We start from the raw sequence: 20,021 nt of genomic DNA, 5'->3' as shown, positions 1-20,021 counted from the left end.
GCAGAAAGAGCTTCTATGAATGCGACGTTCGGCAATGCGCCGTCGGCTACGCGCCGAAGTCCAGCTCCTGCTTGGATTTTTCCGATTCCGCCATCTTGAAACACCAGCGCATCCGCTCCCTTTAACAAACGTAGAGCGCGACAGCTCGGATCGCCCCCGGCGCAATGCGCTCGCGGAGGTACGCCCATGGAAGAAAAACAGGTTTCAACCCCTGAGGAACGTGGGGAGGTGCGCGAGGTCGTAGGCGTATTCGACACCTCGGACGCGCTCATATCGGCGATCGACGATCTTATGACCAATGGCTTCGATTATTCGACCATCAGCCTTTTGGCGGACGAGCAGACAGTGCGCGAGAAGCTCGGCGCCGATCACATTCCGGCAAAGGAGCTCCAAGACAGCGTCGTCGCGCCACGCAGCGAATATATCGACCCGGAGGCCAGGAACGAGGCCAAGGCCGGCGTTATCGGCGGTCTGTTCTACATCGGAGCGATCCTGGGGGCCGGAGCCGTGCTTGCGGCGGGCGGCGCCCTGCCGGCGGCGGTCGCAGGCGCGGCGATAGCCGGAGGCGGAACGGGTCTCATCGGCGCGGCGATAGCCAAATGGGTCGGATATCGCGAAGCCCAGTGGCTCGAGGAGCAGATGCAGCACGGCGGCCTGCTGTTGTGGGCGCGCGCATGGGACAAGGACAAGGAACGCGCCGCCATCGGCATCATGGAACGTAACGGCGGCCGTGACGTGCATGCTCATTCGGCCGCCGCCGCCTGAAAAACATTGGGCTCTCCCGTTTCCGGGAGAGCCCATGAATCCCTTCCGCCTGAGCGCCTACCAGCCCCAACCGCCATATCCCCAGCCGCCGCAGACGTTTACCCACTGCTGCGCCCAGCCATAGCCGGTCCAGACGGTGCGAAGGCGATAACAGCCGCCATAAGTGGGATAGCTGTAGCCCCAGCCGGCGCCGATCAGGCCCGCGCCGGCGTACCACGGCCAGGCGCCGCCCCAATGGCGGCGGTATCTCCAGCCGCCCCAATAGGGCCTGTGCCGCCATCCCCAGCCGACCGGTCGAACGCCGCCCCAGCCGCCGCCCCAATGATGGCCGCCGCCCCAGCCGCCACCCCAGCCGGGGCGAATCCCGCCGCCCCATCCAGGACGGATGCCCCCGCCCCATCCGGGACGGATCCCGCCTCCCCAGCCGCCATGAAAGCCGCCCCCGCCGAAGCCGACGCCGGCCGGTCTCCCGTGAAATCCGCCGAAGCCGCCGCCCCCAAAGCCGCGATGTTGCGCCTCTGCTGCGCCGGTCTGCGCCAAGAGCGCGGCCCCGAGGGCCGCGGCCGCGACGCCCGCCGTGATATTTTTCCTGACCATGATCGCGTCCTCCCAACGAGGGCGACGGCCCGCGGAACAAATGCGGGCGCTTCCCTGCCGCCGCATCGCCAATCGTTTTACTTGAGCTCCTGCCGGACCAAATCAACCCGGGCCATGCGGCCGCTCATCGCTGGCCGGTTTTTGCTGTGTCAGTGTCGAGAGCGGCAAAGGGGACCAGAATTTCAGTGGCTGTAGTATTTTTACCACATGGACGAAAAACAGGTTTCAGCTGGCGAACATCCGCATCGTGTTGTCAAACAAGCTGGCGATATAATTGGGAAATCGTAAAACTATAGTTTTCGGAAAAATCCGCCCCTGGGCACAAATTATCGCAAATAATACGGTTTTGTGACTGCCTTTATTTCGCCCGGGCGTCCGGCTACTTCAAGGGCTCGCGTCGCTCCGTGACGCATACAGTCGGCGCAGAGCCGCCATCCTGCATGGAGAATGTGCTGTTGAAGAAATTGGTGATTGGATCTGTCGCGCTGCTGGCGCTCACTGTCAGCGCCGACGCCGCCTGGGTTGGCAAGGCGTCCTACTATAATCTTGGCGGACGAACCGCGAGCGGCGGCCATGTCGGCGCCTTCACGGCCGCCCATCGCACCCTGCCATTCGGCTCTCATGTGCGCGTGACCAATCTGCGGAACAATCGTTCGGTCATCGTCACTGTCAATGATCGCGGGCCCTTCACCGGCGGCCGCGTGATCGACGTCTCCGCCCATGCGGCGGACAGCCTGGGCTTCCGCTCGGCCGGCGTGGCGATGGTCAGGGTAGAGCCCGTCTCCGGTCAATAACGCCACCACAGGGCGCTGATGACGCCGCGCTCGGCGGGGGAGTTTGCCCCGCTGAGCGCCGTAACGCCGCCGAGCTGCACGGACAATGACGGCGTCACGTCATAGACCGCGCTGAGCTGGAGCTTCTGCGCGGCGACGAATGTGGCGACGCCGCCGCGCGGCGCAAAGGCCGAGAAGCTCTGAGCCATCACGAGCAGTTTATCCCACGGGCGCAGACCGGCGGTGAAGTCGGCGCGCAACTCGTCGCCGTTCTGCCCGCGCGAGCGATAGCCGATCTGAGTGTCGATGAAGCCTTTGAGGCCAAAGACGGTGATCGGCCGCCCCATCAGGAACCGGGCGTCGATCTGCACCGGATCGCGCATGTCGAGGAACCGCCGCGCTTCCGGCGATGCCGCGCGCAGGCTGGCCTCCAGCGCGAAGACATAGTCGCCGTAGGTGAAGAGGCGCAGTCGCGCGCCGGCCGAGCCCAGCCCCAGCCCCTCGTATTGCGGACCGGGCGGCGGCTTCAGCGTCAGCGGCAAGCGGGCCTTGGCCTCGGCGATCAACTGGTTGAGATGGTTCGTCGGCGACGCGGCGCCGCTGAAATCCATGTAGCCGCCCTCGCCGACGAAGTTCAGCCAGTCGGTTATTCCGTGTTCGACATAAACGCGCGCCTCGAACTTGCGATAGGAGGGCGTCGCGATCAGCCGTCCCCGGGCGTCATAGGCCTTGCGCGCGTCGGCGAAAGTCGTCGTGACGATGACCTGGCCATTGCCTGCGGGATAAAGCCACGCCCCGGCCCGGGCCGGAGCGGCGGCGAAGACGGCGCAGGCAAGAGAACAAAGAACAAAAAATGCACGCATGACGCGACGCCGCTACACGCTTGATAACACAGGCAGTGTAAGACGCCGAGTCTATTGCCAAGTTAACGCTTTGGCAATGTTTGTAGACGAGCATTTAAAATGTTCTTTCTATGTTTCCTTCCTGTTCCCATCCTTCGAATACGTCTTGCCGCGATAGGTCACGCTCTCGAGCTCAAGGTCGCCTTTCGGCTCGAAAGCGTCCGGGCGCGGACGCAATTCGCCGTTCTCGAATTCCAGCCCGAGCATGGCGTAGGCGGCGGAGATCATGCGCGCCGCCGCGCCGGTGTACCAGCTCCAGCCTCCGCGGCCTTCGTAGCCCGGCCCCTCATAGACGTCGGCCGGCTGCTGATGCGGCGGCATGCCATAAACGTCCGCCTCTGCGGGGGTCGCGAGCTTCGAGATGGGCGAAATCGCGATCCAGGTCTCGAACGCCTGACGGAACAGCTCTTCCGCCGCCTTCGTATCGCCTTCGGCCTGCGCCTGCGCCCCGAGCCTCGCCAGCGCGTCCACGAACCAGGACACGCCATGCGAATATTGCCCGCCGTTCTCGCGAACGCCCGGCGGATATTCGGCGCTGCGCCCGGGGTATGGCCTTGAATGCTCGTTATAGGGCGGCGTGACGAGCAACACGCGATTGGGCCGACCGAGGGCCGCCAACGCTTTTTCGATCGCCTCGCGCCCGCGCCCGGCGTCGACGGCCCGGGAGAGCACCGGCCAATGCGCGGTCATGGCGCTCATCGGCGCGATCTCGCTACCGTCGTCCGCGAAGTCGCGCACATAGCGGTCGCCGCGCCAGCAGGCGTCGAGGGCGAGGCGCAGCTTCGCGGCCTCATCGCGATAACGCGAGGCGCGGTCGACATCGCCCTTCGCCTCGAAGAAGGGCGCGATGTCGATGAGGATGCCGTGCAGGAAGAAGCCGAGCCACACGCTCTCGCCGCGCCCTTCCACGCCGACAAGATGCATGCCGTCGTCCCAGTCGCCCGAACCGACCAGCGGCAGGCCATGCGCGCCGAAGCGGTCGAGCGTGTAGTCGATGGCGCGGGCGCAATGGCCGAGCAGCGTGTCCTTGTCGCGTGAGGTCAGCGGCACGGTGGCCTCGCCCTCCTGCCCCTTCGGCACCGGATTGGCTTCGAGGAATGGCTCGACGGCGTCGAGTATTCCCGCGTCGCCCGAACCGTTGACGTAGCGGATCGTGACATAGGGCAGCCACAGGTGCGGGTCCGACGAATGGGTGCGGTCGGCGAGGCCCGTGCCGCCGTTCGGCGCCCGATGCCACCACTTGCAGGCGTCGCCTTCGAGATACTGGTGCCGCGCGTGCAACAATATCTGCGCTCGGGCGCGCTCGGGGGCGAGATGCACGAGCGGCAAAACGTCCTGCAACTGGTCGCGATAGCCAATGGCCCCGGAGCGCTGGGACGGACCCGTGCGGCCCCAAAGGCGCGCGGCGAGCAATTGATAGGGAAGCCAGTCGTTGACGAGGCGGTCGACGTCCGGACGGTTGGTCTTGATGCGCAGCACCGAGAGCTGTTCGTCCCATGCGCGCGCGCTCGCCTCGAATTCCATGCGCGCATTGGCCGGATCGCGCGCGAAGGCCGCGAGCTTCTGCGCCTCCTCCATCGTCGTGGTCTGGCCGAGCGCCACGATGACGATCGCCTCTCCGCCGGGAGGCACGTCGATCGATCCGCAGAAGGCGGCGACCTTGCGCTCATGCTCCGGCGCGCCGGCGTCGGGGTGGCCGTGCTCGACCATGTAAGGCAGGCAGGGATCGCGGCTCTCGTGGCCGAGGAAGCGGCGGCGCGACGTCTCGGCGAATTCCGCCGGGATAGACGTCGTCACGAAAGCCCAGCCTTTCACGAAATTATTGCGCGGGTTGAGGAAGTAGATCGAGTGCAGATCATCGTCGATGACCGATTGCACCGCGCCGAGGCTTTCGTTCGGCGTTTCGGCGAGCACGATCTCCATGGCCGGCACGATCTGAAGCAGACGTTCGTGATCGCATTTGTTGCGTATCTTGAGAATCTTGAACTCGATCGGCCGCGTCGGGCTGACGAAGACCGTCATCTCGAGTTCGAGGCGATCGCGCTCGGCGCGATAGACGGCGGCGCCTGGCGAGAAGGTCACTTCATGTTCCGCGTCGCTCCGGCGCAGCGGCACGAAAGTCGGCGCATGGGCGTCGGTGCGGGCCAGATCATAGACGTAGATCATCTGCCCGGTCGGGGCCATGCGTCCCTCGCCCATGCGGAACGGCGTGAAGCTGTTCAGCCGCGAATTGGCGTTGAAGGAGAAGATGTCGCCGTCGTTGGTGAGCACCGCCCCCTGCCCCAGCGCATTGGCGATGACATGCGCGAAGGGCCGAGGCGTGCCGGGCGCGAGCGTGACGCTGCGGCCGTCCTGCGAGAATTTGTAACGATGCTCTTTCGGCGCCGGCGGCATGATCAGCGAACGCTGGCGCGACAGCGCCCTGTCAAGAATTTCCGGCGCGACCGGCGCCATGCCGAGATGACGCGCGACGGAGGCGGTGGCGCGCCCCATGTCGCGCGCCCAGCCGTCGACGATGATGAGCTCCGCTTCGCCGGCCGGGCCGATGTCGATGTCGACGCGCAGGCTCGCGCAGGGTTCGAAACCGTAGAGCAGCCCTTCGTCGTCAGGATCGCGCGGCTCGCCGAGACCTTTCAGGCTGTCGGGCGAATTCACCGGCCCCATGCCGTAGAAGCGCGACTTCACATCCTCATAGCCGACGATCGTTATTTTCGTGTCAGCCCCGGCGCCGATGGCGTGGAAGCCGATTTCCGGCGACAGACGCCTGTCCGCATGGCGCCGCGCGCCGCCCTTGAGCAGGCGGTTTTGCGCGAAGATCGCATTGAGCGAACGCACGTACCATGTGCCGACGTGGATGGCGTTATAGGCTGCGTCGCGCATTTCGACGCTGGTTTCGTTCAGCACCCATTCGCGCAGGCTCGCGAGCGTCAACCTGCGCCCGCGCTGCTGGAGATTGACGATGCGCAGATGCGTGATCTCCACCGCCTCATCCGGCGCGAGAGAAACGCGCGCCTCGACGGCGAAGCCATTCCGCTCGGCCATGAAGAACAGGCAGTTTTCGCCGGCGTCCGTCAGAGTCGCGCGGTGAGCGGCGCAGCGCGTCGGCGCCTCGCCAATCGACCACAACTCGCCGCTTTCCTCGCGAAGGAAAAGGAAACGTCCGCGCGGATGGGCGTGATCGTCGGGGCGGCGCGTGAGATCGATCGGCGGGCCGCCGCGCGCGACGCCCTCGATGCGGATGGCGCCCTGACTGTCCTGGAACCATTCGCTGGTCATCAGGCCATTGGTGAGCTTCAGAGGTTTCGAGCCTGGCACGCCGCCCGCGCCGGTAACGCCTTCGAGCGGGAGCTTTTGCGCCTGGGCGAGACGGCCGAGCAGGAAAAGCACGAGGCCCAGCGCCACGAGCCCCGCGTAAAGGAGATAGCCGCCGACGAGATAGGTGTAGGATGGCGGCCGCGTCTGCGCCATCTGCTCGGCGCCCGTCCACGCCTTGTCCCAGTTGCTCCCCTGCGGAATATAGAAGGGCAGGAGCAAAGGCGCCCATGTGCCGAAACGGCGGATGCCCTCGGGAATGGCGCGGCTCACCTGTTCCTTGCCGACGAAGCGCGCCGCCCGCTCATCGAGGAGATCGCCGCCGACGAAGGAGAAGTTCACCAGCGTCGCAACGCGCAGGCCCATGTGGTCGAACCAGATCAGCACGCGCAGCACGTCATAGGCGAGCAGCGCGGTGAAGATGTCGAGGCTCCACGCGCGGAATTCATTGTCCGGAAGGATGTAGCTCATCCAGGTCGCAACGCCGGTGCGGATCAGCCCATCCTGATTGTACCAGGCCGGCTCCGGCGACGCCTTGAGGAACGAGTAGATCACCGGCGCCATCCACAGGCCCCAGCGCAGCACGCGCACCGCGTTATCGACGAGCATCTCAAGCCCTTCCCAGCTCGCGAGCTGGCGCAACGGCGAGAGGCTGCGCTGCACGAGGGCGCTGAGGAAGAAGAAATTGATCGAGAAGAGCGGCGCCGCGAACACCCACTGGATGACGCCCGAAAGCGACTCGTCATAGAGCAGCCGCACCCCGCCATCGACGAGGCCAAGATCCGTCGCGCCCCATTTCGAGAACAGCGGGCGCACGATGTAGGCGTAGACCGGCCGCCCGTCCGCGGCGTAATCGATCGAAACATAGGCGAAGAATTTGCCGACGATCGTCTGGATCTGGCCCGTGTCCAGATACCAGGCGACGCTGCCCGCGACGACGCCGCCGAGCATCGCGCCGAGCGAGTAGACGCGCCAGCTGCGGAAGTGCTGGCGACGACGCTGTGTCAGCGCCCGCAGATCGAAGGCCGCGTCGACGCCGGCGTAGGCCAGCGCGCCGACAACGACGCCGAACAGGAACCGGTCCCATCCGCTCATGGCCGGCAGATCGATCATGAGCGCTACGCCGACGCCCGCGCCCGCCACCAGACCGCGCGCGAAATTCGACGGCCGGAGATAGGCCTCCTCCAGTCGCCCGACGAAGGGTAATGTCGAATCCGTGCTCTCGACGATGGTGCGGACCAGCGGATAGGTCGCCGCGCCGATCAGCGCCGCGCCGAGGGGACCCGACAATTTGATGAGCGAGACGGCCGGCGGAAACGAGACGACGAGCCCGACCGCCAGCAGCAGCGCCATGTAAACGAAGCCGTAGACCGCGCCCTTCTCCGCGCCGACCTTCCAGTCGTGGTAGACGACGACGGAAAGCGACGGGGTTGCGCGCAACAGGCCGGCGAGCGCCTGCGTCACGAGATAGGTCTCGCCCCACAGCCCCCCCTGCGCCAGCGCCTCCATCACGGTCGCGGCGAACGCCGCGAAGGGCGCCGGCAGATAAGGCGTGAGGAAGGCGGAAACCGCCGTCGCGACGAATGGCGTGAGCGACGCCAGAAAGGCCGCCGCGAAGAGGATGCCATGCGGTCGCCACTGCCGCGGCAGGAAGCGCCCGAGCGCCAGCGGCACGCCGACGACGACCGCCTCGTTGAGCAGAAACAGGACGAAGGTGCGGCCGATGATCTTTTTCAGTATTTCCGGCGCGTCGATCCCCGGCAGAAACATGCCGCCGATTTGCGTCACGGGCGGGGAGCCCAACGCGATCAGCAGGCTGAAAAGCAGCGGGAGCGCGAACAGCGCCGCGCGGACCGCCAGCCGCGACCGCGCGCGAAGCGTGACGACGCCAGAAATGTATATGATCGTCGCGACGCCCGCGCCCACCGGCGAGAAACGGAACAATTGCTCCAGCGTGTCCGGCGCCCGCCACAACACGCCGGCCCGGTCGCACATCACGGAGAAGGACGCGATGACCAGGAAATCGACGACGAAATCGATCGCCTGCCGCGCAGCCTCGCCGGAGGGCCGCAGCAGATAGACCGCGGCGCCGGCGAAGAAGCCCGCGACGAGGGCGTGATCATAGCCGCCCGAAGCCTCTAGCGCAGCGACGACGGCGAGCCCGAGCCCAAAAAGGATTCTTTCGAAAAGCGCGCCGCCAGTGTCCGTTTCGCCATGGATAGTCGCCATGGGTTCCCTCCACGCGTCCGCTCATCGGCGCTGTTTATAGTTAATCCCCGGAATCACCGGCAGAATAAAGGATTCCCTTGCCGGACGGCGGGGGAAATGTCGACCCCTCGCCCCCGTCGGCGGCTGCGGCCCTTCGCAGAAGCAGTGCAAGCCGTTATAGTCAAAAAAGCGTAAATCCCGCGCTCCGGCGAGGGCGAAGCAAGTGGACGATATGGACGAACCCATGCCCGCGCCGACGGAAAACCCTCGTTCCGGCCTGCGAAGAAAATCGACCGCCCAGGCGGCCGACCGCCTGTCTGCGATCATTGCGCAGGAAAAGGGCGCCGCGAGGGCGGTGGAGGGAAAGGCCACGCTCGACGAGCGCATGGCCAGTCTCGCCGCGGCGCTTCGTCGCGCCCGGGTCGAGAACGCCGACCATTCCGCCGCGCTCGCCGATCTCCGGGCGGCGGAAATCGCCCGGCTCGAAATCCTCGCCGACGCCCTCGCCCCGGTTCTGGCGCAGGTGCCGGCGGACTGCGACATTTTCGACGTCGCCGTGTCGCCCAGCGAGCGGCCGCGACTGTTCATCGACCAGATCGGCTTCGTCGAGATGGACCGCGACCGTCGCACCTACCGCTTCCTGCAGGACACCCGCCATGGCCGCGTGACGCTGATCGAGAGCGAAAAAATCGACGCGCTGGTGGACGCAGTCACAAATTACATCGCTCACCGGCTTATCGAGCGCGAAAGGGCGCTGGCCATCGATTACGCGAGCGGCGGCGCGGCGAGAGCGCTGCGTGTCGACAGCGCCGCGCAATCGGCGGGCGAAGTCGGCGCCTTGCGCGGCAAGGCATTTCAGGCGTTCCTCTTCGTCGTGGAGTTCCTCGGCTCGGCCGCCTTCTTCGGAATGCTGGCGGTAATCGCGCTCTGGGCCTATCGCACCTACATCGCGCACTGATCTAAAGATCGACCGCCGCCATCTCCACGATTTCACCCGCCTCGTTCAGCCCGCGCTGGCGCATGTTGATCCGCAGGCGGTCGCCTTCGCGCCCGATCGAATAGAGGTTGTAAGCCGCGGCCGGATAGTGGCCGCCGGGGCGCGCCGAGGCGGAGGCGACGCCGACGACGGGGGCCGCCGCCAGCGGGCCGGCGATGTGCGCAAGGCTCGGCTTGTGGTTGTGGCCGTGCAGGACGAGTTCCGCGCCATGTCGGGCGATGACGTCCTCGAAGGCCGCCGCGTCGTCGAGACCCCGCAGGATGCGCGCGCCGCCGACATGGGGCGGATGGTGCAGGAACACCACGCGCGCGAGCCCTTCGGTTTTCGTCTGTTCCAGCAACGCCCCAAGCGCCGACAGTTGCTCCTCCCCCAGCCGGCCGGAGGCGATGAACGGCCCCGTCGGCACGCCAGAGTCGAGCCCGATAAGCGCCACGCCCCCGCGCCGGCGCAAATAGGGAAAGCCGGCCGCCGCCGTTTCGCCCGCCGTCCAGGGCGCGAAGACCTCATGCACGAGTTGCGTGGCGTCGGCGACATAGGCGTCGTGATTGCCTGGCGTGTAGCTCACCTCCTCGGGTCCGCCGAGAGAAGCAAGCCAATCCCTCGCCAGCGCGATCTCGGCTGGAAGGCCGATGTTCACAATGTCGCCGGTCATCAGCACATGGTCGGGCTTTTGCGCCTTCATGTCCTCGACGAGGCGCGACAGCACTCCCATGTCGTGCTGTCCAGCGCGCTTGTAGAGCCAGTTGACATAGCCAGTGACGCGCTTGCCGAGCAGTTCCGCAAGATTGGGGCGTGGAATCGGTCCGATATGCGCGTCGGAGAGATGGGCGAGAAGAAAGGTCACGCGACGGCCTTTGTTGTTTGCGAATAGTCCTAGAGCCTTCGCGCGCCATTTGCCATAGTCGCGCGACGAAACAGGAGACAATGGTGACGCCGCCGCCCACAGAACGACCGCCCCCGTCGCTTCGCGCCCGCGCGGTCTCGCGGATCATAACCCTCGGCGCGCTGTTCCAGCGGCCGATGACGCTCGGCGTTCGCGGGCTGGTGATTGACCCCGACAATCGCGTTCTGCTGGTGCGCCACACCTATGTGCCGGGCTTCTACCTTCCCGGCGGCGGCGTCGAGAGCGGCGAGACCATGCTGGAGGCGCTGACCCGCGAGCTGGCCGAGGAAGGCGAAATCCACAACGTCAACGAGCCGGCGCTGCATGGCGTCTTTCTCAACCGCCGGGTTTCGCCGCGCGATCATGTGGCGCTTTACGTCGTGCGGGATTTTCATTGCAAAGGTCCGCGCACGCCCGACCGGGAGATTGCGGAAGCAGGTTTTTTCACGCTCGACGCCCTGCCCGACGACACGACCGCCGCGACGCGCGCCCGGCTGGCGGAAGTCTTTCACGGCGCGCCGGTCTCGCCCTACTGGTGAATCCGCATTGGAGAGATTGATCATGTCGCAAGCCGGACATTTCCCTGCCGCGATGCTCGTCGCGCTCGCCGTCGCGATGGCGTCTTCCTCCCCGCGCGCCCAATCCAATGCGATACATACGCTCGACGCCATCTTTTACAATTTCGACGAAAATCGCGACGGCGTCATCACATCCGCCGAGGCCAATCACTTCATCGACAAAACCTTCGCCGAAATGGACCCGCGTCACACGGGCCGGATGACGAAGGAAGCGTGGAGAAATTTCAGCTTCGGCCTCGCCGACGTCGCCGCCGAACAGGGCGTGTCGCATTCGTATGAGCGCGCCAAGGATGCGATCTTCGATCGCTGGGATCGCCGGAAGAAAGGGGCGTTAACCCTCGAGGATTATCGCAACGGCGTGCTCGGCGACGCGCGCGCCGCAATGCACGGCGAGGGAAAAGGCGAAGAATTGCGCATTGATCTCAACGCGTTCAAGCGCGCGAGATTTGTGCGGCAACTGCTCAGGAGTCTGCACTGAAGCGCGTTCAGGACTGCGCCAGCGCGCGAATATCCCGCCAGCCATAGGCGACATCCGGCAAAACCAGCCCGTAAATCTCCCACACGCCTTCGACGCCCGTCGGCGTCGCGCCGAGCGCTTCATAAAAGCGCCTCGCGTGGAGCGCGTCGCGAAACATCCAGACGCTGGCGCTCTTGCATCCGCTCGCGAGCAGATGCCCGGCCATCGCCGCCATCAGGCGCCGCCCCGCCCCGCGACGCTGCATCCGCCGTAACAGATAGATCGACGAAAATTCGCCTTCGTAGCCGAGCGGCGCCATTTTCTCGCTGGTCTGACGCTCGCATTTCGCGAAGCCCGCCGCCGCGCCCTCCTCGTCGAGCGCAAGAAACACAGCCCATGCCGGGTCGCCCGCCCCCGCGGCCAGCGACTTGCGCCAGCGCGCCGCCCATTCGTCGACGTCGAGGCCGGCCAAGGTCTCGGCGGGCATCATCTGCGCATAGGTCTCGCGCCAGGCGGCGACATGGATTTCGGCGATCGTCCGCGCATCCTCGATTCCGGCGCGGCGGATGGGCGTTTTGCTCATTTGCCGCGATTTTGCATGGGCTTTGCGCCCAAGGCAACGGTCGCGTTTTGCCCTCCGCGCGCCGCATGATATGGCGGGCCACGGGTAACAAAAGCGTCATGATCGACCTCGTCATCAAATTCTTCCCCGCCACGGCCGCCGACGAAGCGCATATCGAGAAACTCGACGAGCGCGCCTTCGGTCCCGGCCGCTACGCGCGCACGGCTTACCGGCTGCGCGAGGGCGTCGCGCCCGATCTGTCGCTCTCCTTCGTCGCCCGCGTCGGCACGCTTCTTGTCGGCGCCAATCGCATGACGCCTGTTCTCGTCGGCTCCTCCCCCGCCCTGCTGCTCGGCCCGCTGACGGTGGAGCCGGCCTTCCGCTCGCAGGGCGTGGGCGAGAAGCTCGTCAAACATTCGCTCGACGCCGCCCGCGAGGCAGGGCATGGGCTGGTGCTGCTTGTCGGCGATGAGGATTATTATTCGCGCATGGGCTTCGCCCGTGTTCCGCGCGGCAAGATCGTCATGCCCGGCCCGGTCGATCCCGACCGCCTGCTCTATTGCGAATTGCGCCCCGGCGCGCTCGACGCCGCAAGCGGCAAGATGCGGCGCGCCTGAGAATGACGCGAACGGAATCGCTCATCGACCGATATGACGCGCTGGTCGTCGAAGGCGCGCTGCAGAGCGACGCCTCGCAACGGACTGCGGTCGAGAAGCTGCAGGCGCTCGTCAACGCGCTCGCCGGACGCGGCGTCGCCGGCGCAGGATTGGCGCGCGCCGTCACGTCGATTTTCCGCAGGCGCGAGGCGCCGCCGACCCGCGGCCTTTACCTGTGGGGATCGGTCGGGCGCGGCAAGACGACGCTGATGAACCTCTTTTTCGAGGCTGCGACGGTCGAGAAGAAGCGCCGCACGCATTTTCATCCGTTCATGGCGGATGTGCACGAGCGCCTGCATCGCTTCCGGCAGAACGCCGGCGTTTGCGCCGACGATCCGGTGAGCTGCGTCGCGCAGGAGATCGCGCGCGAGACGCGGCTGCTTTGCTTCGACGAATTCGCGGTGCACGACATTGCCGACGCGACCATTCTCGCGCGGCTGTTCTCGACGCTTTTCGCGTCGGGCGTCGTCGTCGTCGCAACCTCCAACGTCGAACCGTCGCGCCTTTACGAAGGCGGCCGCAACCGCGATCTCTTCCTGCCTTTCGTCGCGCTGTTGCAGGACCGCATGGACGTTCTGCGCCTCGATGCGCCGGTCGATTATCGCGCGCAGAAGGGCTGTGTCGGCGAGGTCTATTTCACACCCGCCGATACGCGCGCCCATGCCGCGCTCGACGCTCTGTTCCTGTCGCTGTCAGGCGTTACGCATGGCGCGCCGGCGACGATCGAAGTGAAGCGTCGCGCCATCTTCATTCCGCAGGCGGCGGGCCGCGTCGCCCGTCTCGGCTTCGCAGACATTTGCGGGCGGGCGCTGGCGGCGGGCGACTATCTCGCGCTGGCGCAACGTTTCGACGCGATGCTCATCGACGACGTTCCCATCATCGCGCCGGAGCAGCGCAACGAGGCGCGCCGCTTCATCATGCTCGTCGACGTGCTTTACGAGGCGCGCGCGCTGCTCGCGCTCTCCGCCGCCGCCGAGCCGCCTGAACTCTATCGCGCCGCCCATGGCGCCGAGGCGCGCGAATTCCAGCGCGCCGTCTCGCGCCTCACCGAGATGCGGGCGCGCGACTATCTGGAGAATTGCGCCGTGCGCATCGCGCTCATGGCTTCGACATGCAATCCTTGATGTCGCTTTCCTTTTTCATCTTCTCGAAAGTGTCGTCGCAGAAGCGCTCGAGATCGGGACGCAGCTTGGGATCTGTCCCGGCGGCGCGCATCCCCATGGCGCCCTCGAGCAGCTCTTTCTGCGCGGCGTGCAACTGCTTGGGCGAGAGTTCGACCGAGCAGGCCTCGTAGCGCTTCAGAAGCGCGTCGCATTGCGGCACGCCCGTCGGGTCTACGGCGAGCGCGGGCGTGGCGGCGAGAACGAAAAGGCAGGCGAGACGAAGTTTCAAGATTGCGGTCCCTCCAGAATTGCGACGGCGGGGATATAGAACATTCCCCGCCCGATGGCGACATGTAAGAGGCCCCCGCCGAAATGCGAAGGGCGGGCGCAGTTGCGCCCGCCCTCCCCCCGCGCTCTCCGCGAGGCTCAGGTCGCCGCCATTCGCGCAACCCCGTTGCCATCGCCCCAAGCCTTCTGCTGGAAGAGCCCATGCAGTTCGTCCCAGTCGATGGTCAGTTCGCCGCCTGCCGACTGATGCTGCTGATGCCAGTTCAGGAGCAGATCGAGACAGGCGTGATCGATGTAGTTCAGATCATGAAGATGGACCTGGATATGCGCGTCCGGGCTCAGCGCCTCAAGCGCGGAAGCAAGCTGCGGAAGGCGAATGAAGGTCGCCGCGCCGCGCAGATTTATCTCCGTCTTGCCGCTCTCCTTGTCCTCCTCGACGCTGATTTCAAGTGTGGAGAAGGTATAGAGCAGACGCGCTAAGGCGAGGCCGACGCCGACGGCGATGCCGGTAAGCACGTCCGTCGCGACCACCATGCCGAGCGTCACGGCATAAATGCCCGCCTCGGCGCGATCCTGCTGCCAGAGATTGCGGAGAAAGCCGAGCTTGATCAGCTTCGCGCCCGCATAGACCAGCACCGCCGCGAGGCTCGCCACGGGGATCATGCGCAGCACGTCCGGCAGCATGGTTATGAAAAGCAGAATCCAGACGCCATGCAGCATGGTGGAGAGGCGCGTCCGGGCGCCGGCCATCACGTTTGCGGAGCTTCGGACAATGACGCCCGACACGGGCAGAACGCCGATCGCGCCGCACAGGAAATTGCCGACGCCCTGCGCGATCAGCTCCTTGTTGTATCTCGTGCGCGGCGTATGCCGTTGCATGGCGTCGACGGCGGTCGCGGTAAGCAGCGATTCCGCGCCGGAAACGAAGGCGAGAGTCAAAGCCGCAATCCAGATCGCGCCCTCCGACACGCGGGCGAAGGAGGCGGTGTCGGGGAAGGAAATCGCGTCTATCAGCCGATCCGGCGCCGGGACATATTTGACATCGAAACCGAAACGCCAGGCGATGAAGGTCGCGACGCCCACGCCGACGAGCGGGGCGGGCACCATCTTCAGCATCCTGGGCGCGCGATCGTTCCACAAAACGATGAGACCGATCGTCACCAGACCGATCAGCGCGGCGGGACGATGCGCGTCCACGGTGAAGCCTTTCAACACGGCATCGGAAATCGACCAAAGATTGATTACGCCGCCGAATTCTTTTCCGGTTCCCGGCGGCGTGTCGTCGACCATGACGTGAAACTGCGAGGCGAAAATGAGAATGCCAATGCCCGCGAGCATGCCCTGAATCAGCGCGGGGGAAACCGCGCGGAACACGGGGCCGAGACGCAAGGCGCCGCCCGCAAGCTGAATAACGCCGGCCAGCATCACGATCAGGCCAAGCGCTTCAAATCCCAGCTCACTCGCGAACGCCGCCACCGTCACCGCGGCGCCGTTCGCGGCGCCGCTGACCTGCAGCGCGCAACCCGAGAAAAAGCCGACGACGACGCCGCCGATGGCGCCGCTGATGAGACCGACGGCGGCCGCCTTTTCGAATGGATAGCCAGCGACGAGCGCCAGACCGAGCGAGAGGGGCAGCGCGACGAGAAAGACGACGAACGAGGCGAGAAGGTCCTCTTTCAAATAGAAGCGTCGCGTTTCGTTTTGCGACGTTACGGCGCTCATGGTGATATCCTTTGTCTTTCGGGGACGCCGATCAGCGGCGGTTTATACGCGACAGATTATTTAGGACTGCGCCGCAACTCAGACATCGAGCGGCTCGAATTGCCGCTCGCGATCGGTCCGGTGCGACGGCTGTTCGGTCAGCAGGCGGAACTGTCCGCTTTCCGGGTCGTAGCCGAAGACCTCGCCGGTCTCGATCTTGTAGACCCAGCCATGAAGTTTCAGCTTGCCCTGCGCGAGACCCGAGGCCACGACCGGATGCGTGCGCAGATTTTCGAGCTGCGCGAGCACATTCTCCTGGATCGTGATGTTGATCAGCGACGCTCCCTCACGGTCGGCGTATTTGTCCCTCACGACGCGGCGCGTCGATTCAGCATGTCCGAGCCATTGCGTCAGCGCGGGAAAATCCTTCGCCGGCGGCGGATCGAGGAGACCCTTCATCGCGCCGCAATGCGAGTGCCCGCAGACGACGATTTCCTTCACGCCGAGGCCGGCGACGGCGAATTCGATCGTCGCCGCCTCGCCGCCCTGGCTTGCGCCATAGGGAGGCACGAGATTGCCGGCGTTACGCATGATGAAAAGCTCGCCCGGCACTGTCTGTGTGAGAAGGTTGGGGTCGATGCGCGAGTCCGAGCAGGTGATGAACAGGGTTTCGGGCGCTTGCCCTTTGGCCAGACGCTCGAAAAGCTCGCGCTGGCTCCCGAACACCGCGTTCTGGAAATGATGGAGGCCCTGAATGAGGCGTTGCATGCGGCTCTCTCCCAACATGTGATGTGAACAAATGATAAGCGCAGCGGTTGTCATCGTAAAATAGATAATTTGAATTGCAAAAATCGTTATATCCGATGTTTTGCGCAGTCCGATCCGGCGACTTCACAGGATCCGGCCCGGCAATAGAAAAATACTTTTTTACAGATACTTACGAAAATCGGCGCGGCGCCCGGCGCAAACCTGAGCGCCACCATGTACGACCACTGACCAGCAGGTTCGCGACCACTTTTGCCGGACCGCGAAAAGAAAAGCCCCGGCGAGTGACGCCGGGGCTTTAGAGCGTTTTCTCGTGTTGTTCGATGATCACGCCATCGCGCGATCACGTCGATTCGATGCGCGGCTAGTTATCACATGCCGGGCCGGAACGGCCGCTGTCGCGCTCGGGATTACTCGCTTGGTCTTCTACTTGCGACGCGCGCGATGAGTCAGCCTTGGTAGATCCCCATAACATCTCGCAAAGCAGACAACGCCCGGTTGGGCCGTCCACGAACAATTGAGCGGCTTCCGCTGCGCCCGTATTGGCGACCGCCCATGTAAGGGCCACCGCCAAAGCGATTTTTCTCAGCATGACACCCTCCAACAATTGAAACGGATGAGGCTGGCCCGGATACTTCGGACCCGCCATTGCGGAACTCACGACCGCATTCGGCTTTCATCGCGACGAGCAAATTGAAGCGGATCGGCTGAATCCATATGCCATGGGCTAGAAAAATTTAAAAATAGAATTTATAAATTTTTTTGATCCGTTTTTTCGATGGATGGCGCCGATGGACCGCCTTAATTACCAGCACCTCTTCTACTTCTGGCATGTCGCGCGGGAGGGCGGCGTCACTCGCGCATGCGAGAAGCTTCGCCTCGCGCAACCAACGATCAGCGGTCAATTGGCGGTTTTCGAGAAGTCGATCGGCTCGCCATTGTTCCGCAAGGAAGGCCGAAAGCTTGTGCTGACCGAGACTGGCCGGACAGTTTTCAACTATGCGGAGGAAATATTCACATTAGGTCAGGAACTGAGCAACACGCTCAAGGGGACAGTTGGCGTACGGGGACAGCGTCTGTCGGTCGGCGTCGTCAACGCCCTGCCCAAACTGGTCGTCTATCGTCTGCTCGCGCCGGCGTTGCATCTGAACGAACCCACGCAGATCGTCTGCTACGAGGACAAGAGAGACCGACTGCTCGCCGAACTGACGCTGCACGGCGTCGATCTCGTGCTCTCGGACGCGCCGGCCACCAACGCTGGCGGCGCGCGCGTCTATAACCACGTCATCGGAGAGTCGACCGTCGCGGTCTTCGGCGCAAAAGCGCTTGCCGCGCAATATCGCGAGGATTTTCCTTGGTCCTTGAGAGGCGCGCCCCTGCTACTGCAAACCACGAACACCGAGGTGCGTCGTGCGCTGGACAAATGGTTCGAAGACCTTGCGATCGAGCCGAGAGTGAAAGCGGAAGTCGAAGACAGCGCCCTGCTGAAGACCTTCGCATCTGGCGGCGCCGGACTGATCATCGCGCCCAAATCCGTGCGCGCCGAAATCGAGCGCCAGTATGGGCTCGTCTTCATTGGCGAAATAGAGGAAGTCACCGAGCGCTATTACGCGATCTCGATGCAGCGGAAAGTGAAACACGAAACGGTGACAAGGATTTTGAAGAGCGCGCGCGAATGGCTTTCCTGATTGCGCCTTCCACCCGCGCCAAAGAATGCGCCGCTGAAAAGAAAACGGGCGGCGGGCCTTTCTTTGGACCCGCCGCCGCTGTTCTCCGGCGTAAGTGTCTCGCGAACGCCGGAGATATTCCGTCTGTCAGAGACCCGCGAGATAGCTCGTCGGATCGACCGGCGTCGAACCCTTGCGCAGCTCGAAGTGCAGCTGCGGGGAGCCGACATTGCCGGACTGGCCGGACTTGGCGATGGTCTGTCCGCGCTTCACCTGATCGCCGCGCTTCACTTCCAGCTCGCCATTGTGGGCATAGGCGGAGACGAAGCCGTTGGGGTGGCGGATCAGCACCAGATTGCCATAGCCCTTCAGCTCGCTACCGGCGTAGGCGACGACGCCGCCCTCCGCAGCCTTCACCTGCGTGCCCTCCGGCACCGCGATGTTGATCCCGTCATTGCCGCCCGACGAGAAGCCCTGAATGATGCGGCCGCGCGCCGGCCAGCGGAACTCCGGGCGACCATCGTCGGAGGCGACGGTCTTCTGGTCCTGCGCCGGCGCGGCCGGAGCCGGGGCCGCCGCGGCGGCTGGCGGGATGGAGGCGGTCGTGGTCTTGTCGACCGTTTTGGAGGCGGCCGGTTCGGCCGGCTTCTCGACGGCCGCCGTCTTCGTCTCCTGCTTCTCGGCAGACTTGGCGACGACCGGCTCCGAGACGGTCGCGGCCTTCTCCTCGACGCGCGGCGCCGGCGCGGATTTGGCAAGGCGTTCGGCTCTCGCGGCTTTCTCGGCCTTCGCCGCTTCGGCCTTGGCGAGCTTCGCCTTTTCCGCCGCAGCCTTCGCCTCGGCGGCCTTGGCTTCAGCCGCCTTCTTCGCCTCGGCCGTCTTGGCCTCGGCCGCCTTCCTCGCTTCCGCCTTCGCGATCTTGGCTTCCTCGGCGGCTTTCAGCTCGGCGGCCTTTTTGGCGCGCTTCGCCTCTTCCTCTTTCGCGGCGGCCTTCGCCTTCTCCGCCTTCAATTCTTCCGCGCGGGCGGCGGCCTTGGCTTTTTCAGCCTTGGCTGCCTCCTCCTTGGCGGCGAGCCTGGCTTTCTCGGCCTTGGCCGCTTCTTCCTTCGCCGCCGCAGCCTTCGCCTTTTCGGCTTTTGCCGCTTCTTCCTTAGCGGCCGCGGCCTTGGCCTTCTCGGCCTTCAGCTGATCCTCGCGCGACGCCGTCTTGACCGGCTCGGGCTTGGTCTCGGCGACCTTCGGCGCGGCCACGGGCGCAGGGGCCGCGGGAGCCGAATGGGCGACGGCGTTGGCGCGGTATACGGGGATCACGATACGCGTGCCGGGCTGCACCTGCGCGGCGGTCGAGAAGCCGTTGGCGCGTAGCAGCGCGTCGGTCGGCACGCCATAGCGGGTGGCGAGCATTCCGGCGGTTTCACCCTGCGCGACGGTGACGGGGGTGCCGCCATCGGCAACCCAGTGAGATCCGCCCGCGCTCCCAGGGGCGGCCGGGGCCGGCGCCGGAGCCGGCGCAGCCGATGCGGTCTTCACCGCGCCGGGCGCCGGAAGGGGCTGGGATTCGACGCGAACCGGAGCCATCGAGCGCGCCGGGGCGGAGCCGATCGCGCCCGTCGGCGCGCGATCGATGGAGCGCGAGGAGGCGATCTTCGGTGAATCGCCGAAAGGATTGGAGAAGGGATCCGCAAGGCGAGACGCATCGGAGCAGCCCGCCATCAATGCGGCCGTCCCCACGGCCATGAGGAGTCGCCTGGCGACCCGCGAATAAGCAATTTGACGCTCTATAGCCATGACGCGACCCACTCGCACG

At 65.1% G+C, this 20,021-nt stretch carries 17 protein-coding genes; 8 read left to right on the top strand and 9 right to left on the bottom strand.

From position 1 onward, the window contains the following. Positions 1-186 precede the first annotated feature (186 nt). A complete protein-coding gene (locus tag MET49242_RS04040) occupies positions 187-765 on the top strand; it encodes a hypothetical protein (protein ID WP_036280865.1) in 579 nt (192 codons plus the stop codon). Between the two features lie 57 nt (positions 766-822). On the opposite strand, the gene MET49242_RS04035 is transcribed toward MET49242_RS04040, so the two are convergent. Further along, the gene (locus MET49242_RS04035) at positions 823-1,362 is read right to left on the bottom strand and encodes a hypothetical protein (RefSeq protein ID WP_036286845.1); all 540 of its coding nucleotides are present in this window, start codon (positions 1,360-1,362) and stop codon (positions 823-825) included. 440 nt (positions 1,363-1,802) lie between these two features. On the opposite strand from MET49242_RS04035, the gene MET49242_RS04030 reads away from it, so the two are divergent. Beyond that, positions 1,803-2,156 carry a septal ring lytic transglycosylase RlpA family protein gene (locus MET49242_RS04030; RefSeq protein ID WP_036280863.1) on the top strand — a complete coding sequence of 118 codons (354 nt, stop codon included), beginning with the start codon at positions 1,803-1,805 and terminating at the stop codon, positions 2,154-2,156. Here MET49242_RS04030 and MET49242_RS04025 read toward each other — a convergent pair. Further along, positions 2,150-2,998, bottom strand: coding sequence for a hypothetical protein (locus MET49242_RS04025; RefSeq protein WP_036280861.1), 849 nt, complete (start codon positions 2,996-2,998; stop codon positions 2,150-2,152). The two genes, MET49242_RS04030 and MET49242_RS04025, sit on opposite strands and share 7 nt — an antisense overlap. 108 nt (positions 2,999-3,106) lie before the next feature. Beyond that, positions 3,107-8,578 carry a GH36-type glycosyl hydrolase domain-containing protein gene (locus MET49242_RS04020; protein ID WP_036280859.1) on the bottom strand — a complete coding sequence of 1,824 codons (5,472 nt, stop codon included), beginning with the start codon at positions 8,576-8,578 and terminating at the stop codon, positions 3,107-3,109. Positions 8,579-8,789: 211 nt separating this feature from the next. Between MET49242_RS04020 and MET49242_RS04015 the strand changes: the two genes are divergently transcribed. Beyond that, positions 8,790-9,515 carry a hypothetical protein gene (locus tag MET49242_RS04015; RefSeq protein ID WP_036280857.1) on the top strand — a complete coding sequence of 242 codons (726 nt, stop codon included), beginning with the start codon at positions 8,790-8,792 and terminating at the stop codon, positions 9,513-9,515. A gap of 1 nt (position 9,516) precedes the next feature. Here MET49242_RS04015 and MET49242_RS04010 read toward each other — a convergent pair whose 3' ends face one another. Beyond that, a complete protein-coding gene (locus MET49242_RS04010) occupies positions 9,517-10,398 on the bottom strand; it encodes a metallophosphoesterase (RefSeq protein ID WP_036286842.1) in 882 nt (293 codons plus the stop codon). 80 nt (positions 10,399-10,478) lie between these two features. On the opposite strand from MET49242_RS04010, the gene MET49242_RS04005 reads away from it, so the two are divergent. Both MET49242_RS04005 and MET49242_RS04000 read left to right on the top strand, forming a co-directional pair. Beyond that, on the top strand, positions 10,479-10,976 hold the full coding sequence (locus tag MET49242_RS04005) for an NUDIX domain-containing protein (protein ID WP_036280855.1): 498 nt from the start codon (positions 10,479-10,481) through the stop codon (positions 10,974-10,976). 22 nt (positions 10,977-10,998) lie between these two features. After that, positions 10,999-11,493 (top strand): hypothetical protein, encoded by a 495-nt coding sequence (locus MET49242_RS04000; RefSeq protein WP_036280853.1) that lies wholly within the window; start codon positions 10,999-11,001, stop codon positions 11,491-11,493. Between the two features lie 7 nt (positions 11,494-11,500). Here MET49242_RS04000 and MET49242_RS03995 read toward each other — a convergent pair whose 3' ends face one another. Continuing rightward, positions 11,501-12,055: a GNAT family N-acetyltransferase gene (locus tag MET49242_RS03995; protein ID WP_036280851.1), complete on the bottom strand. Its 555-nt coding sequence runs from the start codon at positions 12,053-12,055 to the stop codon at positions 11,501-11,503. 98 nt (positions 12,056-12,153) lie between these two features. On the opposite strand from MET49242_RS03995, the gene MET49242_RS03990 reads away from it, so the two are divergent. Together MET49242_RS03990 and zapE are read left to right on the top strand one after the other, a co-directional pair. Further along, positions 12,154-12,651, top strand: a complete 498-nt coding sequence (locus MET49242_RS03990) for a GNAT family N-acetyltransferase (protein ID WP_036286826.1) — start codon at positions 12,154-12,156, stop codon at positions 12,649-12,651. Positions 12,652-12,653: 2 nt separating this feature from the next. Further along, entirely contained in the window at positions 12,654-13,814 is a 1,161-nt protein-coding gene (zapE, locus tag MET49242_RS03985; RefSeq protein ID WP_036280849.1) for a cell division protein ZapE, read from the top strand. On the opposite strand, the gene MET49242_RS03980 is transcribed toward zapE, so the two are convergent. The 3 genes from MET49242_RS03980 to MET49242_RS03970 form a co-directional block, all read right to left on the bottom strand. Continuing rightward, positions 13,789-14,082: a hypothetical protein gene (locus tag MET49242_RS03980; RefSeq protein ID WP_036280847.1), complete on the bottom strand. Its 294-nt coding sequence runs from the start codon at positions 14,080-14,082 to the stop codon at positions 13,789-13,791. The two genes, zapE and MET49242_RS03980, sit on opposite strands and share 26 nt — an antisense overlap. Before the next feature lie 137 nt (positions 14,083-14,219). Further along, positions 14,220-15,803, bottom strand: coding sequence for a SulP family inorganic anion transporter (locus MET49242_RS03975; protein ID WP_051133987.1), 1,584 nt, complete (start codon positions 15,801-15,803; stop codon positions 14,220-14,222). A gap of 78 nt (positions 15,804-15,881) precedes the next feature. Beyond that, positions 15,882-16,550, bottom strand: coding sequence for a carbonic anhydrase (locus MET49242_RS03970; protein WP_051133986.1), 669 nt, complete (start codon positions 16,548-16,550; stop codon positions 15,882-15,884). 788 nt (positions 16,551-17,338) lie between these two features. Between MET49242_RS03970 and MET49242_RS03965 the strand changes: the two genes are divergently transcribed. Continuing rightward, the gene (locus tag MET49242_RS03965; RefSeq protein WP_036286817.1) at positions 17,339-18,235 is read left to right on the top strand and encodes a LysR family transcriptional regulator; all 897 of its coding nucleotides are present in this window, start codon (positions 17,339-17,341) and stop codon (positions 18,233-18,235) included. A 126-nt stretch (positions 18,236-18,361) separates the two neighbouring features. Here MET49242_RS03965 and MET49242_RS03960 read toward each other — a convergent pair whose 3' ends face one another. After that, positions 18,362-19,951 (bottom strand): peptidoglycan DD-metalloendopeptidase family protein, encoded by a 1,590-nt coding sequence (locus MET49242_RS03960; RefSeq protein WP_244430686.1) that lies wholly within the window; start codon positions 19,949-19,951, stop codon positions 18,362-18,364. Between the last annotated feature and the right edge of the window lie 70 nt (positions 19,952-20,021).

Source organism: Methylocystis sp. ATCC 49242 (assembly GCF_000188155.2).
Classification (GTDB): Bacteria; Pseudomonadota; Alphaproteobacteria; order Rhizobiales; family Beijerinckiaceae; genus Methylocystis.
The sequence above is the reverse complement of the archived record's forward strand: the minus strand, read 5'-3'. Positions and strand labels throughout refer to the sequence as shown.